At 74.3% G+C, this 15,774-nt stretch carries 17 protein-coding genes; 11 read left to right on the forward strand and 6 right to left on the reverse strand.

The features are described from left to right. Together E1291_RS29485 and E1291_RS29490 are read right to left on the reverse strand one after the other, a co-directional pair. Positions 1-369 (reverse strand): luciferase domain-containing protein (locus E1291_RS29485; RefSeq protein ID WP_131741346.1); only part of this gene is annotated, 369 nt, incomplete at its 3' end. Positions 370-561: 192 nt separating this feature from the next. Next, positions 562-1,782 (reverse strand): MFS transporter, encoded by a 1,221-nt coding sequence (locus E1291_RS29490; protein ID WP_131741347.1) that lies wholly within the window; start codon positions 1,780-1,782, stop codon positions 562-564. Positions 1,783-1,854: 72 nt separating this feature from the next. On the opposite strand from E1291_RS29490, the gene E1291_RS29495 reads away from it, so the two are divergent. Continuing rightward, positions 1,855-2,874, forward strand: coding sequence for an ROK family transcriptional regulator (locus E1291_RS29495; protein WP_242614448.1), 1,020 nt, complete (start codon positions 1,855-1,857; stop codon positions 2,872-2,874). 18 nt (positions 2,875-2,892) lie between these two features. Here the strand turns inward: E1291_RS29495 and E1291_RS29500 are convergent, their stop codons facing one another. Together E1291_RS29500 and E1291_RS29505 are read right to left on the reverse strand one after the other, a co-directional pair. Further along, on the reverse strand, positions 2,893-3,576 hold the full coding sequence (locus tag E1291_RS29500) for a TetR/AcrR family transcriptional regulator (protein WP_131741348.1): 684 nt from the start codon (positions 3,574-3,576) through the stop codon (positions 2,893-2,895). Further along, a complete protein-coding gene (locus E1291_RS29505; RefSeq protein ID WP_131741349.1) occupies positions 3,573-4,796 on the reverse strand; it encodes an acyl-CoA dehydrogenase family protein in 1,224 nt (407 codons plus the stop codon). Before E1291_RS29505 ends, E1291_RS29500 begins: the two co-directional genes overlap by 4 nt. 43 nt (positions 4,797-4,839) lie before the next feature. Between E1291_RS29505 and E1291_RS29510 the strand changes: the two genes are divergently transcribed. Together E1291_RS29510 and E1291_RS29515 are read left to right on the forward strand one after the other, a co-directional pair. After that, positions 4,840-5,586, forward strand: coding sequence for an SDR family oxidoreductase (locus E1291_RS29510; protein ID WP_131741350.1), 747 nt, complete (start codon positions 4,840-4,842; stop codon positions 5,584-5,586). Between the two features lie 68 nt (positions 5,587-5,654). Then, positions 5,655-6,611: a quinone oxidoreductase family protein gene (locus tag E1291_RS29515; protein ID WP_131741351.1), complete on the forward strand. Its 957-nt coding sequence runs from the start codon at positions 5,655-5,657 to the stop codon at positions 6,609-6,611. An 18-nt stretch (positions 6,612-6,629) separates the two neighbouring features. On the opposite strand, the gene E1291_RS29520 is transcribed toward E1291_RS29515, so the two are convergent. Both E1291_RS29520 and E1291_RS29525 read right to left on the reverse strand, forming a co-directional pair. Next, complete coding sequence (locus E1291_RS29520) at positions 6,630-7,298, reverse strand: response regulator (RefSeq protein WP_131741352.1); 669 nt, start codon at positions 7,296-7,298, stop codon at positions 6,630-6,632. Positions 7,299-7,335: 37 nt separating this feature from the next. Continuing rightward, positions 7,336-8,580, reverse strand: a complete 1,245-nt coding sequence (locus tag E1291_RS29525) for a sensor histidine kinase (protein ID WP_131741353.1) — start codon at positions 8,578-8,580, stop codon at positions 7,336-7,338. Positions 8,581-8,744: 164 nt separating this feature from the next. On the opposite strand from E1291_RS29525, the gene E1291_RS45230 reads away from it, so the two are divergent. The 8 genes from E1291_RS45230 to E1291_RS29565 form a co-directional block, all read left to right on the forward strand. Beyond that, a complete protein-coding gene (locus tag E1291_RS45230) occupies positions 8,745-8,831 on the forward strand; it encodes a putative leader peptide (RefSeq protein ID WP_131741361.1) in 87 nt (28 codons plus the stop codon). Positions 8,832-8,883: 52 nt separating this feature from the next. Beyond that, entirely contained in the window at positions 8,884-9,375 is a 492-nt protein-coding gene (locus E1291_RS29535) for a cysteine dioxygenase (protein WP_131741354.1), read from the forward strand. 99 nt (positions 9,376-9,474) lie between these two features. Then, complete coding sequence (locus E1291_RS29540) at positions 9,475-10,638, forward strand: LLM class flavin-dependent oxidoreductase (RefSeq protein ID WP_131741355.1); 1,164 nt, start codon at positions 9,475-9,477, stop codon at positions 10,636-10,638. Between the two features lie 119 nt (positions 10,639-10,757). Further along, positions 10,758-11,381, forward strand: a complete 624-nt coding sequence (locus E1291_RS29545; protein ID WP_242614449.1) for a class I SAM-dependent methyltransferase — start codon at positions 10,758-10,760, stop codon at positions 11,379-11,381. Between the two features lie 40 nt (positions 11,382-11,421). Beyond that, complete coding sequence (locus E1291_RS29550; RefSeq protein ID WP_131741357.1) at positions 11,422-12,882, forward strand: sugar porter family MFS transporter; 1,461 nt, start codon at positions 11,422-11,424, stop codon at positions 12,880-12,882. Positions 12,883-13,151: 269 nt separating this feature from the next. Beyond that, positions 13,152-15,140, forward strand: a complete 1,989-nt coding sequence (thrS, locus tag E1291_RS29555; RefSeq protein ID WP_131741358.1) for a threonine--tRNA ligase — start codon at positions 13,152-13,154, stop codon at positions 15,138-15,140. Between the two features lie 107 nt (positions 15,141-15,247). Next, positions 15,248-15,487 carry a hypothetical protein gene (locus E1291_RS29560; protein WP_131741359.1) on the forward strand — a complete coding sequence of 80 codons (240 nt, stop codon included), beginning with the start codon at positions 15,248-15,250 and terminating at the stop codon, positions 15,485-15,487. Between the two features lie 57 nt (positions 15,488-15,544). Next, a partial coding sequence (locus E1291_RS29565) for a hypothetical protein (RefSeq protein ID WP_207401008.1) occupies positions 15,545-15,774 on the forward strand: 230 nt, incomplete at its 3' end.

The following is a 15,774-nucleotide window of genomic DNA, read 5'->3' on the forward strand; positions in this document are numbered from 1 at the left end:
GCACGGCGCGACGCGCCGCCCGCCCGCCGGGCGCGGATCGGCCGCCGCCTTGATGGCGACGCTCGCCAGCGACACCACCATCGCCATGTCGGAGTCGGTGTCCAGCCGGACGGCGACCCAGTCGCCCCCGGGCCGCACCCGGACCCGTCCAGAGTCGGCCAGGGCCGCGCCGAGGCGCTCGACCACCGGCCGGGTGAGGCACAGCTCCGCCTCGTCCTCACAGTGCAGATGCATGATCTGCGATGTGCCCGTGCACAACGCCAGGCCGACCCCGCAGTCGGCCCGGACCACCGTCACCCCGGGCCATGTCCTGAGCCGCGCGACGATGCGCCCGGCATTGGAGATCGTGCCACTCCCGCCAGTAGCCACACGGCAATCGTTGCGCCCAGGCGGCGTCCAGGGGAACCTGCCGTGCCAAAATCGTTACGGTCAGGAATCCACGGAGTCTTTACCGCCGGAAGATTCACCGGAGAATTCGCGTTTCGGAAGTGTCCGAATAGCGGTTAAGGGACGCCTGATGCCGCCGGGACGGAAATCGTCCCCGCAAATGATCATGTCCCGTCAGCCGGCGCTCCGATCGGCCGACGCGGGCACCGCCGGCCCCGCTTCCACGGCGGGTTCCGCGGCGGGATCGGCGGCGCTCTCGGTGACCGTCGCGGACGCGCGCGGGCGCAGCGCTCCGGCGGCGGGCGCCATCACCGCGGCCATGCAGGCGATCAGGACGAAGGCCGCCGGGTAGGACAGCGCTCCGGCGGCCCAGCCGGTCACCGCGGGCGCCGTCAGCCCGGACAGGTAGGTGATCGTCGCGACGCCCGCCACGCCCTCGCCCGCCGTCGGCGCGATGTTCCCGGCCGCCGCGAAGGCGAGCGGCACGATCGTCGCCGCCCCGGCGCCGATCAGCGCGAAGCCCGCGATCCCGGGGACGGGGGTGCGGGCCGTGACGACGAGCACGCCTCCGGCCGCGGCGACGAGGCCGCCGCAGCGGACGACCGCCGCCGCCCCCAGCCTGCGCACCAGCCGGTCGCCCACCAGGCGCGTGCCCGCCATGCACGACATGAAGACGACGAATCCGGCGGCGGCCGTGCCCGGGCCCGCCCCCGTGACCTTGGTGAGGTACACCGCCGCCCAGTCGGCGCTCGCGCCCTCGGCGAACGTGCCGCAGAACCCGACCGCGCCGATGGCCAGGATGGCGCGGGTGGGCAGCGCGAAGCGGCGCGGCGCGGGCGTCCCGGGCGCGGTCCGGTCGTGCAGCAGCCCCCGGCCCGCGACGATGCCGGTCACCAGCAGCGCCAGCGAGACCGCTCCCAGATGGAGCCGGGCGTCGATCCCGGCGTGCGCGGCGAGGACCCCGACGCCGCCCGCGGCGAGGCCGCCGACGCACCACAGGCCGTGCAGCCCGGAGATGATCGGACGTCGCAGCCGGCGCTCCAGCGTGATCGCGTGCGCGTTGATCACGACGTCGCACATGCCGGACGTGGCGCCGTACAGCAGCATCGTGGCGAACAGCCAGCCGGGCGCGGGCGCCAGGGCGGGCACCGCCAGGATCGCGCACCACGCCGCCAGCAGGACGCGGGTGGTGGCGCGCCCGCCGAACCGGTGGGCCAGCCGGCCGGCCATCGGCATCCCGGCGAACGCGCCGATCGAGGGGCACAGCAGGGCGAGACCGAGGACGGAGGGGCCGATGTCGAGATGGTCCTGGATCCAGGGGATGCGGGTGGCCAGGGTCCCGGCCACGGCGCCGTGCACGGCGAAGACCACGCCGATGGCGCTTCGGTTGCTCATGGCCCGAAAAACTAACAGGTAGGCTTCCTGATGGAAAGGGTATCCGGCAGGCTCCCTGACTAATATGGCCCTGTGAAGACCGCCACACCGACCATGGCCCGCGCCATCAACGACCGCCTCGCGCTCGACCTGCTGCTCGAACGCGGCCCGCTGACGGCCCCGCAGCTGCGCACGCTCACCGGCCTGTCCCGGCCGACCGTGTCCGACCTGATCGAGCGGCTGCGCACCGACGGCCTGATCGAGGTGGCCGGGGAGTCGGGCGCGCAGCGGCGGGGCCCGAACGCGCGGCTCTACGGGCTGGTCTCCGGCCGCGCCCACGTCGCGGGCGTCGACCTGCGCCGCGACGCCGTCCATGTGACGGTCGCCGACATCGCCGGAACGGCGGCCGGCACCCTCACCCGGCCGCTGGGCGCGGACCCGGACCTGGCCGCGCTGGTCTCGGCGGCGGTCGCCGAGGCCGCGGGCGCGATCGTCCTGCACACCGTGGTGCTCGGTACCCCCGGCCTGATCCATCCGCGGACGGGGCTGGCGTCGTGCGGCGGCGTCCCGGGCGGGCGGCCGGACCTGCGCGAGGCGCTGGCCGGCCGGCTCGGCACGCGCGTCGTGCTGGAGAACGAGGTGAACCTCGCCGCCATCGCCGAGCACCGGGACGGAGCGGCGTCGGGCCGCGAGGACTTCGCGCTGCTCTGGCTGGACGACGGCGTCGGCGCGGCGGTCGTGCTGGACGGCCGGCTGCGCCGCGGCGCGTCGGGCGGAGCGGGCGAGGTGGGGCTGCTCAGGATGAACGGCGCCGACTTCTGCGCGCTGGTGGAGGCCGACGTCGCGGCGGGCGCCGGCGCGGAGCGGCTGGCCGAGGTGATCGTGGAGGCGGTCTTCGCGCTCGTCGCCGTCCTGGACCCCGGTCTCGTCGTGCTCGGCGGCACGCTGGGGCGCGCGGGCGGGGACCGCCTCGCGACGATGGTCACCGAGCGGCTCACCGGGCTGTCCCCGGTCCCCACCGAGGTGTGCCCGAGCGTCGTCGAGGGCGACGCGGTGCTGCGCGGAGCGGTGCTCACCGCCCTCGACCTCGCCCGCGACGACGTCTTCGGATAGGTCGTTCTCCGAGCGAGGTCAGTCGCTCCGGGGCAGGCGCTCGCCGGAGCGGAGCCTGTCCAGGCCGAGCCAGATGAACTCCACGGCCAGCTGCTCGGCGTGCTCCCGGTCCGTGCCGGGGTGCTCCAGCCACCAGGACACCATCGACAGCATCGATCCGTGCATCAGCGGGACGAGCAGCCGCGCCCTCCGCTCGTTCACCGCCAGGGCGGCGGGGGAGAGCCGCGGGTCGGCGCGGCGGTGGCGCAGCAGCAGGTCGGCGAACGCCGTGCCCAGGCGGTCGCGCAGCTCCCGCAGCCCGAGGCCCGCCTCGGGCCTGTCGAGATGCCGGATCACCAGCGCCCAGGCGTCCGGCTCGGCGGTCGCGTAGTCGAACAGCACCCGGACCATCGCCCGGACGCCCTCCACCGAGTCCTCCTCGGCGAGCACCGCCTCGTTCAGCCGCGCGGTGAGCTCGGCGACGATCGCCTCGGTGACCCTCGCGAACAGGTCCTCCTTGGACGTGAAGTGCTGGTAGAGCAGCGCCTTGGACACGCGCGCCGCCGTCGCCACGTGCTCCATCTGCGCCTGGTGGTAGCCGCGCCGCCCGAACTCGGCGAGCGCCACCCGGAGCAGCTGCTCACGGCGCCGGGCGTGCGGCATCCGCCGCCGGGCGCCCGCCGCGGCGTCCCCCGCCCCGTCCGGCGCGTGGTCGCCCGTCATGTGCCGGGACGGCCGCTCAGCTCGGCGCGGGCGACGGAGCGCACGTGCACCTCGTCCGGCCCGTCGGCGAGGCGCAGCGTGCGCAGGGCCGCCCACATCGCCGCGAGCGGGGTGTCGTCGCTCACCCCGGCGCCGCCGTGCACCTGGATCGCCCGGTCGACGACCTCCAGCGCGACGCGCGGCGCGATCACCTTGATGGCCGCGACCTCGGACCGGGCCGCCCGCGCGCCGCGCTCGTCGATCAGCCACGCCGTCTTGAGGACGAGCAGCCGCGCCTGCTCGATCGCCATCCGCGACTCGGCGATCTGCGCCCGGACGACGCCCTGCCGCGCCAGCGGCCCGCCGAACGCCTCCCGCGTCAGGGCGCGATCGCACATCAGCTCCAGCGCCCGCTCGGCCATCCCGATCGCGCGCATGCAGTGGTGGACGCGGCCGGGGCCGAGGCGCGCCTGCGCGATGGCGAATCCGGCGCCCTCCTGGCCGACCAGATTCGCCGCCGGGACCCGCACGTCGGTGAGGGTGATCTCGCAGTGGCCGTGCTGGTCCTGGTAACCGAAGACGGGCAGTGACCGGACGATCTCCACGCCGGGGGCGTCCAGGGGCACCAGCACCATCGACTGGCGCCGGTGGGGCTCGCCGCCCGGGTCGGTCCGGCCCATCACGATCATGAAGGCGCAGCGCGGGTCGGCGGCGCCGCTGACCCACCACTTGCGCCCGTTGACGACGTAGTGGTCGCCGTCGCGCTCGACGCGGGTGGCGATGTTGGTGGCGTCGGAGCTCGCCACGTCCGGCTCCGTCATCGCGAACGCGCTGCGGATCTCGCCGTTCAGCAGCGGGACCAGCCACCGTTCCTTCTGCTCGGGCGTGCCGAACAGATGCAGCAGCTCCATGTTCCCGGTGTCGGGCGCCGCGCAGTTGAGGGCCTCGGGGGCGAGGTCGGGGGAGCGGCCCATGACCTCGGCGAGGGGGGCGTAGTCGGTGACCGACAGGCCGTGGGCGGGGTCCTCGCTCCCGGGCAGGAAGAGGTTCCACAGGCCGCGCCCGCGCGCCGCCGCCTTCAGCTCCTCGACGACCGGCGGGACGTGGTGCTCGCGGCCGGCGGCGCGCAGCTCGCGCCGCTGCGCGGCGTGGACCGGCTCGGCCGGGTAGACGCCGGAGTCCATGAAGTCCTGGAGGCGGCCGAGGTACTCCTGTGCCCGCGCGCTCAAACCGAAGTCCATTCCGCTAGAGTAACTGACGGGTCAGTTACTTGAGGGGAGTCGGATGGCAGCCTTCGAGGGCGCGGGCAAGGTCGTGCTGATCACCGGCGCTTCGCACGGGATCGGGGCCGCGGCGGCCCGCCGGCTCGCCGAGGCGGACGCGCGGCTGGTGCTCGCTGACGTGGACGCCGAGGCCGGCCGCGCGCTGGCCGCCGACCTGGACGGCCTCTTCGTCCACTGCGACGTGCGCGAGCCCGCCGACAACGAGGCCGCCGTGGCCGCGGCCGTGGACCGCTACGGCGGCCTGGACGTGGCGTTCCTCAACGCGGGCGTCGCCGGGGGCGGGGGGCTCGGCGACGGCTTCGACCTCGCCGCCTACCGCCGCGCCATGGGCGTCAACCTCGACGGCGTCTGTTTCGGGGTGCACGCCGCGCTGCCCGCCCTGCGGGCCCGGGGCGGCGGGGACATCGTCGCGACGGCCAGCATGGCGGCCCTCACCCCGGCGCCCTTCGATCCGGTCTACGGGGCCAACAAGGCCGCCGTGGTCGGGCTCGTCCGCTCGCTCGGCCCGACGCTCGCCGACGAGGGCGTCCGCGTCAACGCGCTGTGCCCCTCCTTCGCCGACACCGCCATCCTCGCCCCGCTGCGCGGACACCTCGAGGAGATCGGCTTCCCCGTCCTCGACGTGGCGGACGTGGTGGAGGCGTTCATGGCGATCCTGTCCGCCGGCGGCGCCGGCCGGGCCTGGTACGTCGTGCCGGGCCGCCCGTCCGAGCCGTTCCGGTTCCGCGGCGTCCCCGGCCCACGCTGACCGGCCACCGCGGGGCTGGTCACGGAGGTCCGGAGAAGAAGAAGGCCGAGCGTCCGAGAGGGAGGGTCATGCGCGCGATCCAGATCACCGAGTTCGGCGGGCCCGAGGTCCTGGCCGTGGCGGAACTGCCCGACCCGGTCGCCGGGCCCGGCCACCTGCTCGTCGAGGTCTCCCGGGCAGGGATCAACTACGCCGACACCCACCAGGCCGAGAACAGTTACCTCACCGAGGCCACCCTGCCGCTCGTGCCCGGCGGCGAGGTCGTCGGCACGACCGCCGGCGGCCGCCGGGTCGTCGCCCTCGTCGGCAGCGGCGGCTACGCCGAGCGGGCCGTCGCGCCCGAGCCGCTGGCCTGGGACGTGCCGGCCGGCATCGACGACGTTACCGCCCTCGGGATGATCATTCAGGGCGCCTCGGCCTGGCTGCTGCTGCGCCGCAGCGTCCACCTGGCCCCCGGCGAGTCGGTCGTCGTGCACGCCGCCGCGGGCGGGGTCGGCTCGCTCGCGGTCCAGCTCGCCCGCGCCTGGGGCGCGGGGCGCGTGATCGCGACGGCCTCGTCGCCGGACAAGCGCGCCCTGGCGCTGGAGCTCGGCGCGGACGCCGCGGTCGACCCGGCCGAGCCCGATCTCACCGCCGCGCTCGTCGAGGCCAACGAGGGGCGGCGCGTCGACGTCGTGCTGGAGATGACGGGCGGGGCGGTCACCGACCAGAGCCTGCGCGCGCTCGCGCCGTTCGGCCGGCTGGCCTTCTACGGCATCGCCTCCCGTCAGGAGCCGGCGCCGGTGCGCCCCGCCGCGCTTCTCACGCACTCCGCGACGATCGCGGGCATGTGGCTGCCGCACGTCTTCCGGCTCCCCGGCGACGTGATGGGCACCGCCCTGGACGAGCTGTTCGGCCTCGTCGCCGCGGACCGGCTGCGGGTGGTCGGCGGCGGCGAGTACGGGCTGGCCGAGGCCCGGCGCGCCCACGAGGACCTCCGCGCCCGCCGGACCACCGGCAAGCTCGTCCTCGACCCCTCCAGGTAGCGGGGGGCCGGAGCGCGGCTAGCCGACGAGGCCGTTCTCGTAGGCGTAGACGACGGCCTGGGTGCGGTCGCGCAGGGCGAGCTTGGTGAGGACGTGCCCGACGTGCGTCTTGATCGTCTGCTCGGCCAGCACCAGCTCGGCGGCGATCTCGGCGTTGGACAGCCCCCGCGCGATGAGCCGCAGCACGTCCATCTCGCGCGGGGTGAGGCCGGCCGTGGCGTTCGGGCTGGGCCGCTGGTGGCGGCGCCGGCGCGCGAAGTCGCCGATCAGCCGCCGGGTGATGGACGGGGCGAGCAGGGCGTCGCCCGCGGCCACGACCCGCACGCCGTTGACGAGGTCGGCGGCGGAGGCGTCCTTGAGCAGGAACCCGCTGGCCCCCGCGCCGAGCGCCTCGTACACGTACTCGTCCAGGTCGAAGGTGGTGAGCACGAGCACCTTCGGCCGGAGGTCGGCGGTGTCCCCGGCGGGGTCGCCGATCAGCTCGGCGGTGGCGGCCAGCCCGTCCATCTCCGGCATCCGGATGTCCATCACGATCACGTCGGGGTCGAGCTCCCGGCCGAGCTCCACCGCCTCGCGCCCGTTGCCCGCCTGCCCGACCACCTCGATCTCGGGGTCGGAGGACAGCAGCGCCGCGAGCCCGTCGCGGATCATCACCTGGTCGTCGGCGATCAGCACCCGAATCGTCACGACAGCACCCTACGGCCCCCGGACCGGACTTCGGTGATCAGTCCCCGTAGGGGAGCCGGGCCACCACCGACCAGCCGGCGCCGGCCGGGCCCGTCGTCAGCTCGCCGCCGAGCATCGTCACGCGCTCGCGCATCCCCACGAGACCGTGCCCGCCGCCGTGCGACTCCTCGGGCGTCGTCCGGGCGCCGTCGTCGGTGACCGACACCGTCAGCGTGTCGGTCTCGTAGCGGATCTCCACGTGCACGCGCGAGCCGGGCGCGTAGCGGGCGGCGTTGCTGAGCGACTCCTGGATGATGCGGAACGCCGACAGGTCCACCCCGGCGTCCAGCGGCCGGGGCATCCCGACGATCACCGTCGCGACCGACAGCCCGTAGCGGCGGGCCGTGGCGGCGAGGTCGTCGAGCCGGTCGAGGCCGGGCTGCGGGGCGCGCTCGGCGTCCTCGTCGGCCGAGCGCAGCAGGCCCACGACGCGGCGGGTCTCGGTGAGCGCCTCCCGGGCGGCGTCGCGGACGACGCCGAACGTCTGCCTGGCGGCGTCCGGTAGATCGGGGATCTTGTAGGGCGCGGCCTCGGCCTGCATCGCGATCACCGACATGTGGTGCGCCACGACGTCGTGCAACTCGCGGGCGATGCGGGCGCGCTCCTCCAGCACCGCCTGCCGGGCGAGGTCCTCGCGGTGCTGCTCCTCGCGGCGGCGCAGCTCCTCCACCGCCGAGTGCCGGCCGCCGACGGCGTCGCCGAAGGTCAGCGCCACCACGACGATCGCGGCGAGGATCATGCCGAACCAGCCGGGCATGCCGAGCAGCACCGCGGGCACCAGCGTCCCGGCGACCGTGACCGCGCCGACCCCGACGGCGGTCTCCCGGTCGCAGCCGATCCCGGTGAAGAACAGGACCACGATGAGCGCCAGGATCGCGGTGACCGGCCAGGGCATGAAGCCCTCGCCGTGCCGGACCAGCACGGTCGCCAGCAGGCCGATCGCGGAGATCCGCCAGGCGGCCAGCGGCCACCGGGCGGCGAACACCAGCGGCGTCGACTGCAGGACGCCCAGGGGCCAGGCGAGCTCGGGATCGACGTTGTAGAGCTGGATGGGGATGGCGATGGAACCGCCGGTGAAGCCGATCGTCAGCCCCAGCAGGAACACCAGGATGGGGATGCGCAGTATTCGCCGGCCTGGCAGCAGAGTGACGGTCGGGTCGTCCTGGCCCGGCACGAGCGCGGCCCGGACGCCCCGGAGCAGCTTGGCCCGGCCGCCGTGCTCGGAGCTGTTCGGATGGTTCATTTGACAGCGAGCCTAGAGCGCCCGCCGCCGGAACGGCCTGACCCCGGGGAGGGAGATCCGAACCGGGTCCCTGGTATCAGCCTGAGCAGGCCGTCCGGTGGCCCCCGCGATCTAGTCACTATTTCCGATTGACTTTATAGGGAATATGGGCCAGGCTCGGAGGCGTGACGTTCCCGAGCCCGCTCCACGAGCGCCTGCACGTCGATCTGCGCCGCCAGGCCAGCGCACTGTGTCGCCCCGCGTCCCGCTGACCCCCGCGAGGACGCCGGAGACCGCATCGACGACACAGTGAGGAGCACCCGCATGACCGTCACCATCGATTCCCGCACGCCCGCGGCGCCGCCCGCCGGCGGCGCGCCGTTCGCGCCGCCGCGGCTGGCCGAGCGGGCGCGCCAGTTCGCCCGCGACTCGCACGAGTGGCTGCACCGCGTCCGCCTCGACCCGCAGGGACGCTGGTACGAGCGGATCCACCAGGACGCCGACCACGAGATCTGGGTGATCAGCTGGCTGCCCGGCCAGTCGACGGGGTTCCACGACCACGGCGACTCGGCCGGCGCGTTCGCCGTCGCCCTCGGCACGCTGGACGAGCACCGCGTCCGCGCCGTGCGCCAGGTCGGCGTGGGGGACGTCCACTCGTTCGGCCCCGACTACGTCCACGACGTGCGCAACACCTCGGACGCGCCCGCGGTGAGCGTGCACGTGTACTCGCCGCCGCTGCAGAGCATGCGGCGCTACGACCTCGACCCCGCGGGCGGGCTCGTCCAGGTCAAGTCGGAGTCCGCCGAAGACTGGTGAGGAGGAACGCCGCGTGCCGGCCCCGCCGCCCGGCCCCCGCGCGACCGGGCCCGGCCCGGCGGACGGCACCGGAGTCCTCCGCGACCTGAAGGACCCCCCATGACCCTGAGGTTCCACTGGTTCCTGCCCACCAACGGCGACAGCCGCGGCCTCATCGGCGGTGGTCACAGCGTCCCCGACGGCGTCGGGCGGCCCGGGGCCCGGCAGGGCACCGCCGAGCGGTTCCGGCCGCCGGACATCGACTACCTCGCCCAGATCGCCCGGTCGGCCGAGCAGCTCGGCTTCGAGGCCGTCCTCACCCCGACCGGCACCTGGTGCGAGGACGCGTGGCTGGTCACGGCCGCGCTGCTGCGCGAGACGTCCCGGCTGAAGTTCCTGGTCGCGTTCCGGCCCGGGTTCGTCTCGCCGACCCTGGCCGCGCAGATGGCCGCCACCTACCAGCGCGTCTCCGGCGGGCGGCTGCTGCTCAACATCGTCACCGGCGGAGAGTCGGCCGAGCAGCGGCGCTTCGGCGACCACCTCTCGCACGGCGAGCGGTACGCGCGGACCGACGAGTTCCTCACCATCCTCCGGGGCAGCTGGTCCGGGGAGCCCTTCGACTTCGAGGGCGAGCACTACCACGTGGAGGGCGCCACGGTCGCGCGGCCGCCCGAGCCGCCCCCGGAGATCTACTTCGGCGGCTCGTCGGCCGCCGCCGGACCGGTCGCCGCCCGCCACGTGGACACCTACCTCACCTGGGGCGAACCTCCGGCGCAGGTCGCCGGGAAGCTCGACCGGATCCGCGGCCTCGCCGCGGACCTCGGCCGGACCCTGCGCTACGGCATCCGGCTGCACACCATCAGCCGCGACACCTCCGAGGCCGCCTGGGCGGAGGCGCGGCGGCTGCTGGACGGCATCGACCCGGCCCACATCGGCCAGGCCCAGCAGGCGCTCGCCGCGAGCGAGTCGGTCGGCCAGCAGCGGATGCGGGCCCTGCACGAGGAGTTCCGCTCCGCCGGCGCCGCGCCGGGATCGGTCCGGGACCTGGAGATCCACCCCGGGCTGTGGGCGGGCGTCGGGCTCGTCCGCGGCGGCGCGGGCACCGCGCTGGTCGGCAGCCACGCCGAGGTCGCCGGCCTGATCGAGGAGTACGCGGCCCTCGGAATCGAGGAGTTCGTCCTGTCCGGATACCCGCACCTGGAAGAGGCGTACTGGTTCGCCGAGGGGGTGCTGCCCGAGCTGCGCCGCCGCGGCGTCCTGCCCCACCTGCGCGCCACCGCCTGACGGCGCGCCCGAACGGGCGCCCGGCCGCTCGCCCGCCACCCGCATGACGAGCGGCCGGGCGCCGCCACGCCCACCGCCGCGATCTTGCGATGATCGGCGGGCCGACGGAGACTGCGGGGGTGACCGACCTGAGGCATCCGATCTTCGCCCGGCTCTACCCGCGACTGGACGCGAAGGCGGGCGGCGACGCCCACCGCGCCGAGCTGCTGGACGGCGCGGCCGGCCGGGTCCTGGAACTCGGCGCCGGATACGGGGCGAACTTTCCCCACTACCCGGCGCAGGTGACCGAGGTGGTCGCGGTCGAGCCCGAGCCGCGGCTGCGCGCGCTGGCGGCCCGCGCGGCCGGCGCCGCGCCCGTCCCGGTCACGGTCCTGCCCGGCGTCGCCGAGGACCTCGAGCTGGACGACGCGTCGGTGGACGTCGCCGTGGCCTCGCTCGTGCTGTGCTCGGTGCGCGACCCCGTCCGCGCGCTGGCCGAGCTGCGCCGCGTGCTGCGGCCGGGCGGCGAGCTGCGCTACTACGAGCACGTCCGCGGCCGCACGGCGCGCAAGGCGCGGTTCCAGCGCTACGCCGACCTCGGCTGGCCGTTCATCGCGGGCGGCTGCCGGGTGTCGCGCCCGACCGACGAGTGGATCGCCCGCAGCGGGTTCACCGTCCGCCGGGAGCGGCGCTTCGAGTTCCCGCCGACGCGCATGCCGAACCCCGCCTCCCCGCACGTGCTGGGACTCGCCGTCCGCGACTGACCGGCCGCATAAGGTCCCCTTCCCGGGGAAGGTCAGCGCCATGACCACGTCCGGCGAAGCATCGCGGCCCACCACGGGGCAGGACGAACCCGGTCCCTCCCACTCCACCGCCACCGCCGTCCTCCTGGCGGGCGCCGCCGCGCTCGGCGGGTTCCTGTTCGGCTACGACTCCTCGGTCATCAACGGGACCGTCGACGCGCTGCGGGAGCAGTTCCGGCTGAGCTCCCTCGCCGTCGGCTTCGTGGTGTCGGCGGCGCTGCTCGGCTGCGCCGCCGGCGCCTGGATCGCCGGGCCGCTCGGCGACCGGATCGGGCGGGTCCGGGTGATGCTGATCGCCGCGGTCCTGTTCGTCGTCAGCTCGCTCGGCTCGGCGCTGGCGTTCAGCGCGGTCGACCTGACCTGCTGGCGGCTGGCCGGCGGGCTCGCGATCGGCGCCGCCTCCGTCATCGCGCCCGCCTACATCGCCGAGATCGCGCCCGCCGCGCTGCGCGGCCGGCTCGGCTCGCTCCAGCAGATGGCCATCGTCCTCGGCATCTTCGCCGCGCTGGTCGCCGACTACGTCGTCGCCCACGTGTCCGACGGCGGGGCCACCGGGACGTTCCCCTGGGGCGGCGGCGCGTGGCGGTGGATGTTCGCCAGCGCCGTCGTGCCCGCCGTCCTGTACGGCGTGGTCGCCACGATGATCCCCGAGTCGCCCCGGTACCTGGTCAAGAGCCATGACACGGCCCGCGCCCGGCGGGTCCTCGCCCGGGTGACGGGCGGCGGCGACGTGGACGCCAAGATCGGCGAGATCGCCCGCTCGATCGCCGCCGACCGGCCGGTCCGCCTGCGCGACCTGCGCGGTCCCCGGTTCGGCCTGCTGCCGATCGTGTGGGCCGGCATCCTGCTGTCGGTCTTCCAGCAGTTCGTCGGGATCAACGTCATCTTCTACTACTCGTCCTCGCTGTGGCAGGCCGCCGGGATGAGCGAGGACGACGCGATGCTCACCTCGGTGATCAACTCGGTGGTGAACGTGCTGGCCACGCTGGTGGCGATCGCGCTGGTCGACCGGATCGGGCGGCGCCCGCTGCTGCTCGCCGGGGCCGCCGGCATGGCCGTCACCCTGGCCACCCTCACCGTCTGCTTCGCCACCGCCCCCGTCGTCGACGGCGACCCGCATCTGGGCGGCCTCGCCGGTCCGGTCGCGCTCGTCGCGGCCAACGTCTACGTGTTCGCGTTCGCCGCGACGTGGGGCCCGGTCGTGTGGGTCATGCTCGGCGAGATGTTCACCAACTTCATCCGCGCGTCGGCCCTCGCCGTCGCCGCCGCGGCGCAGTGGCTCGCCAACTGGGTGATCACCACGACGTTCCCCGGCATCTCCGGTTTCTCCCTGGGGCTCGCCTACGGCCTGTACACGGCCTTCGCCGTCCTGGCCTTCATCTTCGTGGCGCGGGCCGTCCCGGAGACGAAGGGACGCGAGCTGGAGGACATGGACCAGATCTCCGCCGGCGCCCGGGTCTGACCGGCCCCATGGGCTACAGTGGGGCCATGCGAGCCGTGTTCGAGACGACGACGCCGGGTCACCCCCGGCGCGACGGCCGCATGCCCTGACATTGCACGCGGCGGGCCCCGGGAGCGATCCCGGGGCCCTCGTGCTTTCCGGGGCCGTTCCGGGGACCGCCGCCCGAGGAACGACAGGAGCGGGCGATGGAGCCGGACGCGTCCGGTGCGGATCCCGAGTCGATAGCATCTGAACCCGTTGAGCCCCACCCACCATCACGAGGAGTCCCCGTGTCCACCGTGTCTGAGCTGCGCATCACCCTCGACGGGAGCGAGCGGGTGGTGCCCGCCGGCACGACCGCCGGGCAGGCGCTGGAGGCCGACGGCCGCTCGGTGATCGCCGCCCGGGTCAACGGGGAGCTCCGCGACCTGGCCGGCGGGCTCGGCGACGGCGACTCCGTCGAGCCGGTGGAGATCGGCTCGCCGGACGGCCGGGCGATCATGCGCCATTCGGCCGCGCACGTCATGGCCCAGGCCGTCCAGGAGCTGTTCCCCGACGCCCGGCTGGGCATCGGCCCGCCGGTGGAGAACGGCTTCTACTACGACTTCGACGTCGCCGAGCCGTTCACCCCCGACGACCTCAAGCGCATCGAGAAGCGGATGCGCGAGATCGTCAAGCAGGGCCAGCGCTTCTCCCGGCGCCCGGTCTCCGACGAGCGGGCCCGCGCCGAGCTCGCCGCCGAGCCGTACAAGCTCGAGCTGATCGGCCTCAAGGGCGCCGGCGGCGCGGTCGGGGACGCGGCGGACGGCGCCGACGTCGAGGTGGGCGGCGGCGAGCTGACCATCTACGACAACCTCGACGCCAAGTCCGGCGAGCTTCGCTGGAAGGACCTGTGCCGCGGCCCGCACCTGCCCACCACCCGGGTGATCCCGGCGTTCAAGCTGATGCGCACCGGCGGCGCCTACTGGCGCGGCAGCGAGAAGAACCCACAGCTCCAGCGGATCTACGGCACCGCGTGGGAGTCCCGCGACAAGCAGGACGAGTACCTGAGGCTCCTGGAGGAGGCCGAGAAGCGCGACCACCGCAGGCTCGGCGCCGAGCTCGACCTGTTCTCGTTCCCCAACGAGATCGGCAGCGGCCTCGCGGTGTTCCACCCCAAGGGCGGCGTCGTCCGCAAGGTCATGGAGGACTACTCGCGCCGCCGGCACGAGGAGGCGGGCTACGAGTTCGTCAACACCCCGCACATCACCAAGGGCAACCTGTTCGACATCTCCGGCCACCTCGGCTGGTACAAGGACGACATGTTCCCGCCCATGGAGGTGGACGGGGGCGACTACTACCTCAAGCCGATGAACTGCCCGATGCACAACCTGATCTTCCGGGCGCGCGGGCGGTCCTACCGTGAGCTGCCGCTGCGGATGTTCGAGTTCGGGTCGGTCTACCGGTTCGAGAAGTCGGGCGTGGTGCACGGGCTCACCCGCGTGCGCGGCATGACCCAGGACGACGCGCACATCTACTGCACCCGCGAGCAGATGATCGATGAGCTCAAGAGCCTGCTCACCTTCGTCCTCGACCTGCTGCGCGACTACGGCCTGGACGAGTTCTACCTGGAGCTGTCCACCAAGGACGAGTCGGAGAAGTTCATCGGCTCGGACGAGGACTGGGCGGAGGCCACCGCCGCCCTCCAGGAGGCCGCCGGCGCCTCCGGGCTGGACCTCGTGGCCGACCCGGGCGGCGCGGCCTTCTACGGCCCGAAGATCTCCGTCCAGGCCAAGGACGCCATCGGCCGGACCTGGCAGCTGTCCACCATCCAGGTGGACTTCAACCAGCCCAAGCGGTTCGAGCTGGAGTACCAGGCCGCCGACGGCACCCGCAAGCAGCCGGTCATGATCCACCGGGCGCTGTTCGGCTCGATCGAGCGGTTCTTCGGGGTGCTGCTGGAGCACTACGCCGGCGCGATGCCGCCCTGGCTGGCCCCGGTCCAGGTGGTCGGCATCCCGATCGGCGACGCCCACGTGGCGCATCTGGAGCGGGTCGCCGAGCGGCTGCGCGAGCGGGGCGTCCGCGTCGAGGTGGACGCCTCGTCCGACCGGATGCAGAAGAAGATCCGCAACGCGCAGAAGCAGAAGATCCCGTACATGCTCCTCGCGGGCGACGACGACCTCGCCAAGGAGGCGGTGTCGTTCCGCTACCGCAACGGCGAGCAGAAGAACGGCGTGCCGCTCGACGAGGCCGCCGACGAGATCGTCAAGGCGATAGAGGCGCGCGTCCAGATCTGATGGCCCGTTCCGGCCCGGGGGCGACCCGTTCCGCGGTTTCGCGGGCGGGCCGCCCCGCCGTGGTGGACACTCTGAGTAGCTCAGTCCATCCGAAGGGTCGCGCCGCCATGGACGATCGCTACATCGAGGAAGTGGCCAGGCTCATCGCGAGCACGGACGCGAGCGGTCCCCGCTCGTGCCCGGTCTGCGGCGGGCTCGACGTCATCACGGCGGCGGTGCCGCTGGATCCGGACACGATCGGGGTCGCGGCGATCCCGGTCACCTACTGTCGGGCCTGCGACATCGCCGATCCCGCCGTCGCGGAGATGTTCGCCCGCGTCGACGAGGCCCTGCGCCGCGAGGACTGAGATCCCCGGGATTGGTAGCCTCGACGCGCACCTGCCACGACCGGGGAGGCGGCGGAGATGAGGCGCACGAGGCCGGCGCGGCGGGGACGGCCGGTCGCGGTCCGGGTCGCCGGCTACACGGGTACCACCCTGCTCGTCGTCGCGGCCGTCGTGGTGCTGGTCATGCCGCTCGCGCGCGGCGGCCGTGGCGCCGGCGCCACCGGCGACGAGACCGCCGCGGAGACGGGAACGCCCCCGGAGAGCGCGCGGACCGTCCCGCCCGCGGCAGCGGGCGGCGCGGCGCCGCG

The organism is Actinomadura roseirufa (assembly GCF_900659635.1).
Lineage (GTDB): Bacteria > Actinomycetota > Actinomycetes > Streptosporangiales > Streptosporangiaceae > Spirillospora > Spirillospora roseirufa.

Coding starts and splice junctions, on each gene's coding strand:
- E1291_RS29490 (WP_131741347.1), bottom strand. CDS start 1,782: ATGAGCAACCGAAGCGCCATCGGCGTGGTCTTCGCCGTGCACGGCGCC.
- E1291_RS29500 (WP_131741348.1), bottom strand. CDS start 3,576: ATGACGGGCGACCACGCGCCGGACGGGGCGGGGGACGCCGCGGCGGGC.
- E1291_RS29505 (WP_131741349.1), bottom strand. CDS start 4,796: ATGGACTTCGGTTTGAGCGCGCGGGCACAGGAGTACCTCGGCCGCCTC.
- E1291_RS29510 (WP_131741350.1), top strand. CDS start 4,840: ATGGCAGCCTTCGAGGGCGCGGGCAAGGTCGTGCTGATCACCGGCGCT.
- E1291_RS29515 (WP_131741351.1), top strand. CDS start 5,655: ATGCGCGCGATCCAGATCACCGAGTTCGGCGGGCCCGAGGTCCTGGCC.
- E1291_RS29525 (WP_131741353.1), bottom strand. CDS start 8,580: ATGAACCATCCGAACAGCTCCGAGCACGGCGGCCGGGCCAAGCTGCTC.
- E1291_RS29535 (WP_131741354.1), top strand. CDS start 8,884: ATGACCGTCACCATCGATTCCCGCACGCCCGCGGCGCCGCCCGCCGGC.
- E1291_RS29540 (WP_131741355.1), top strand. CDS start 9,475: ATGACCCTGAGGTTCCACTGGTTCCTGCCCACCAACGGCGACAGCCGC.
- E1291_RS29550 (WP_131741357.1), top strand. CDS start 11,422: ATGACCACGTCCGGCGAAGCATCGCGGCCCACCACGGGGCAGGACGAA.
- E1291_RS29560 (WP_131741359.1), top strand. CDS start 15,248: ATGGACGATCGCTACATCGAGGAAGTGGCCAGGCTCATCGCGAGCACG.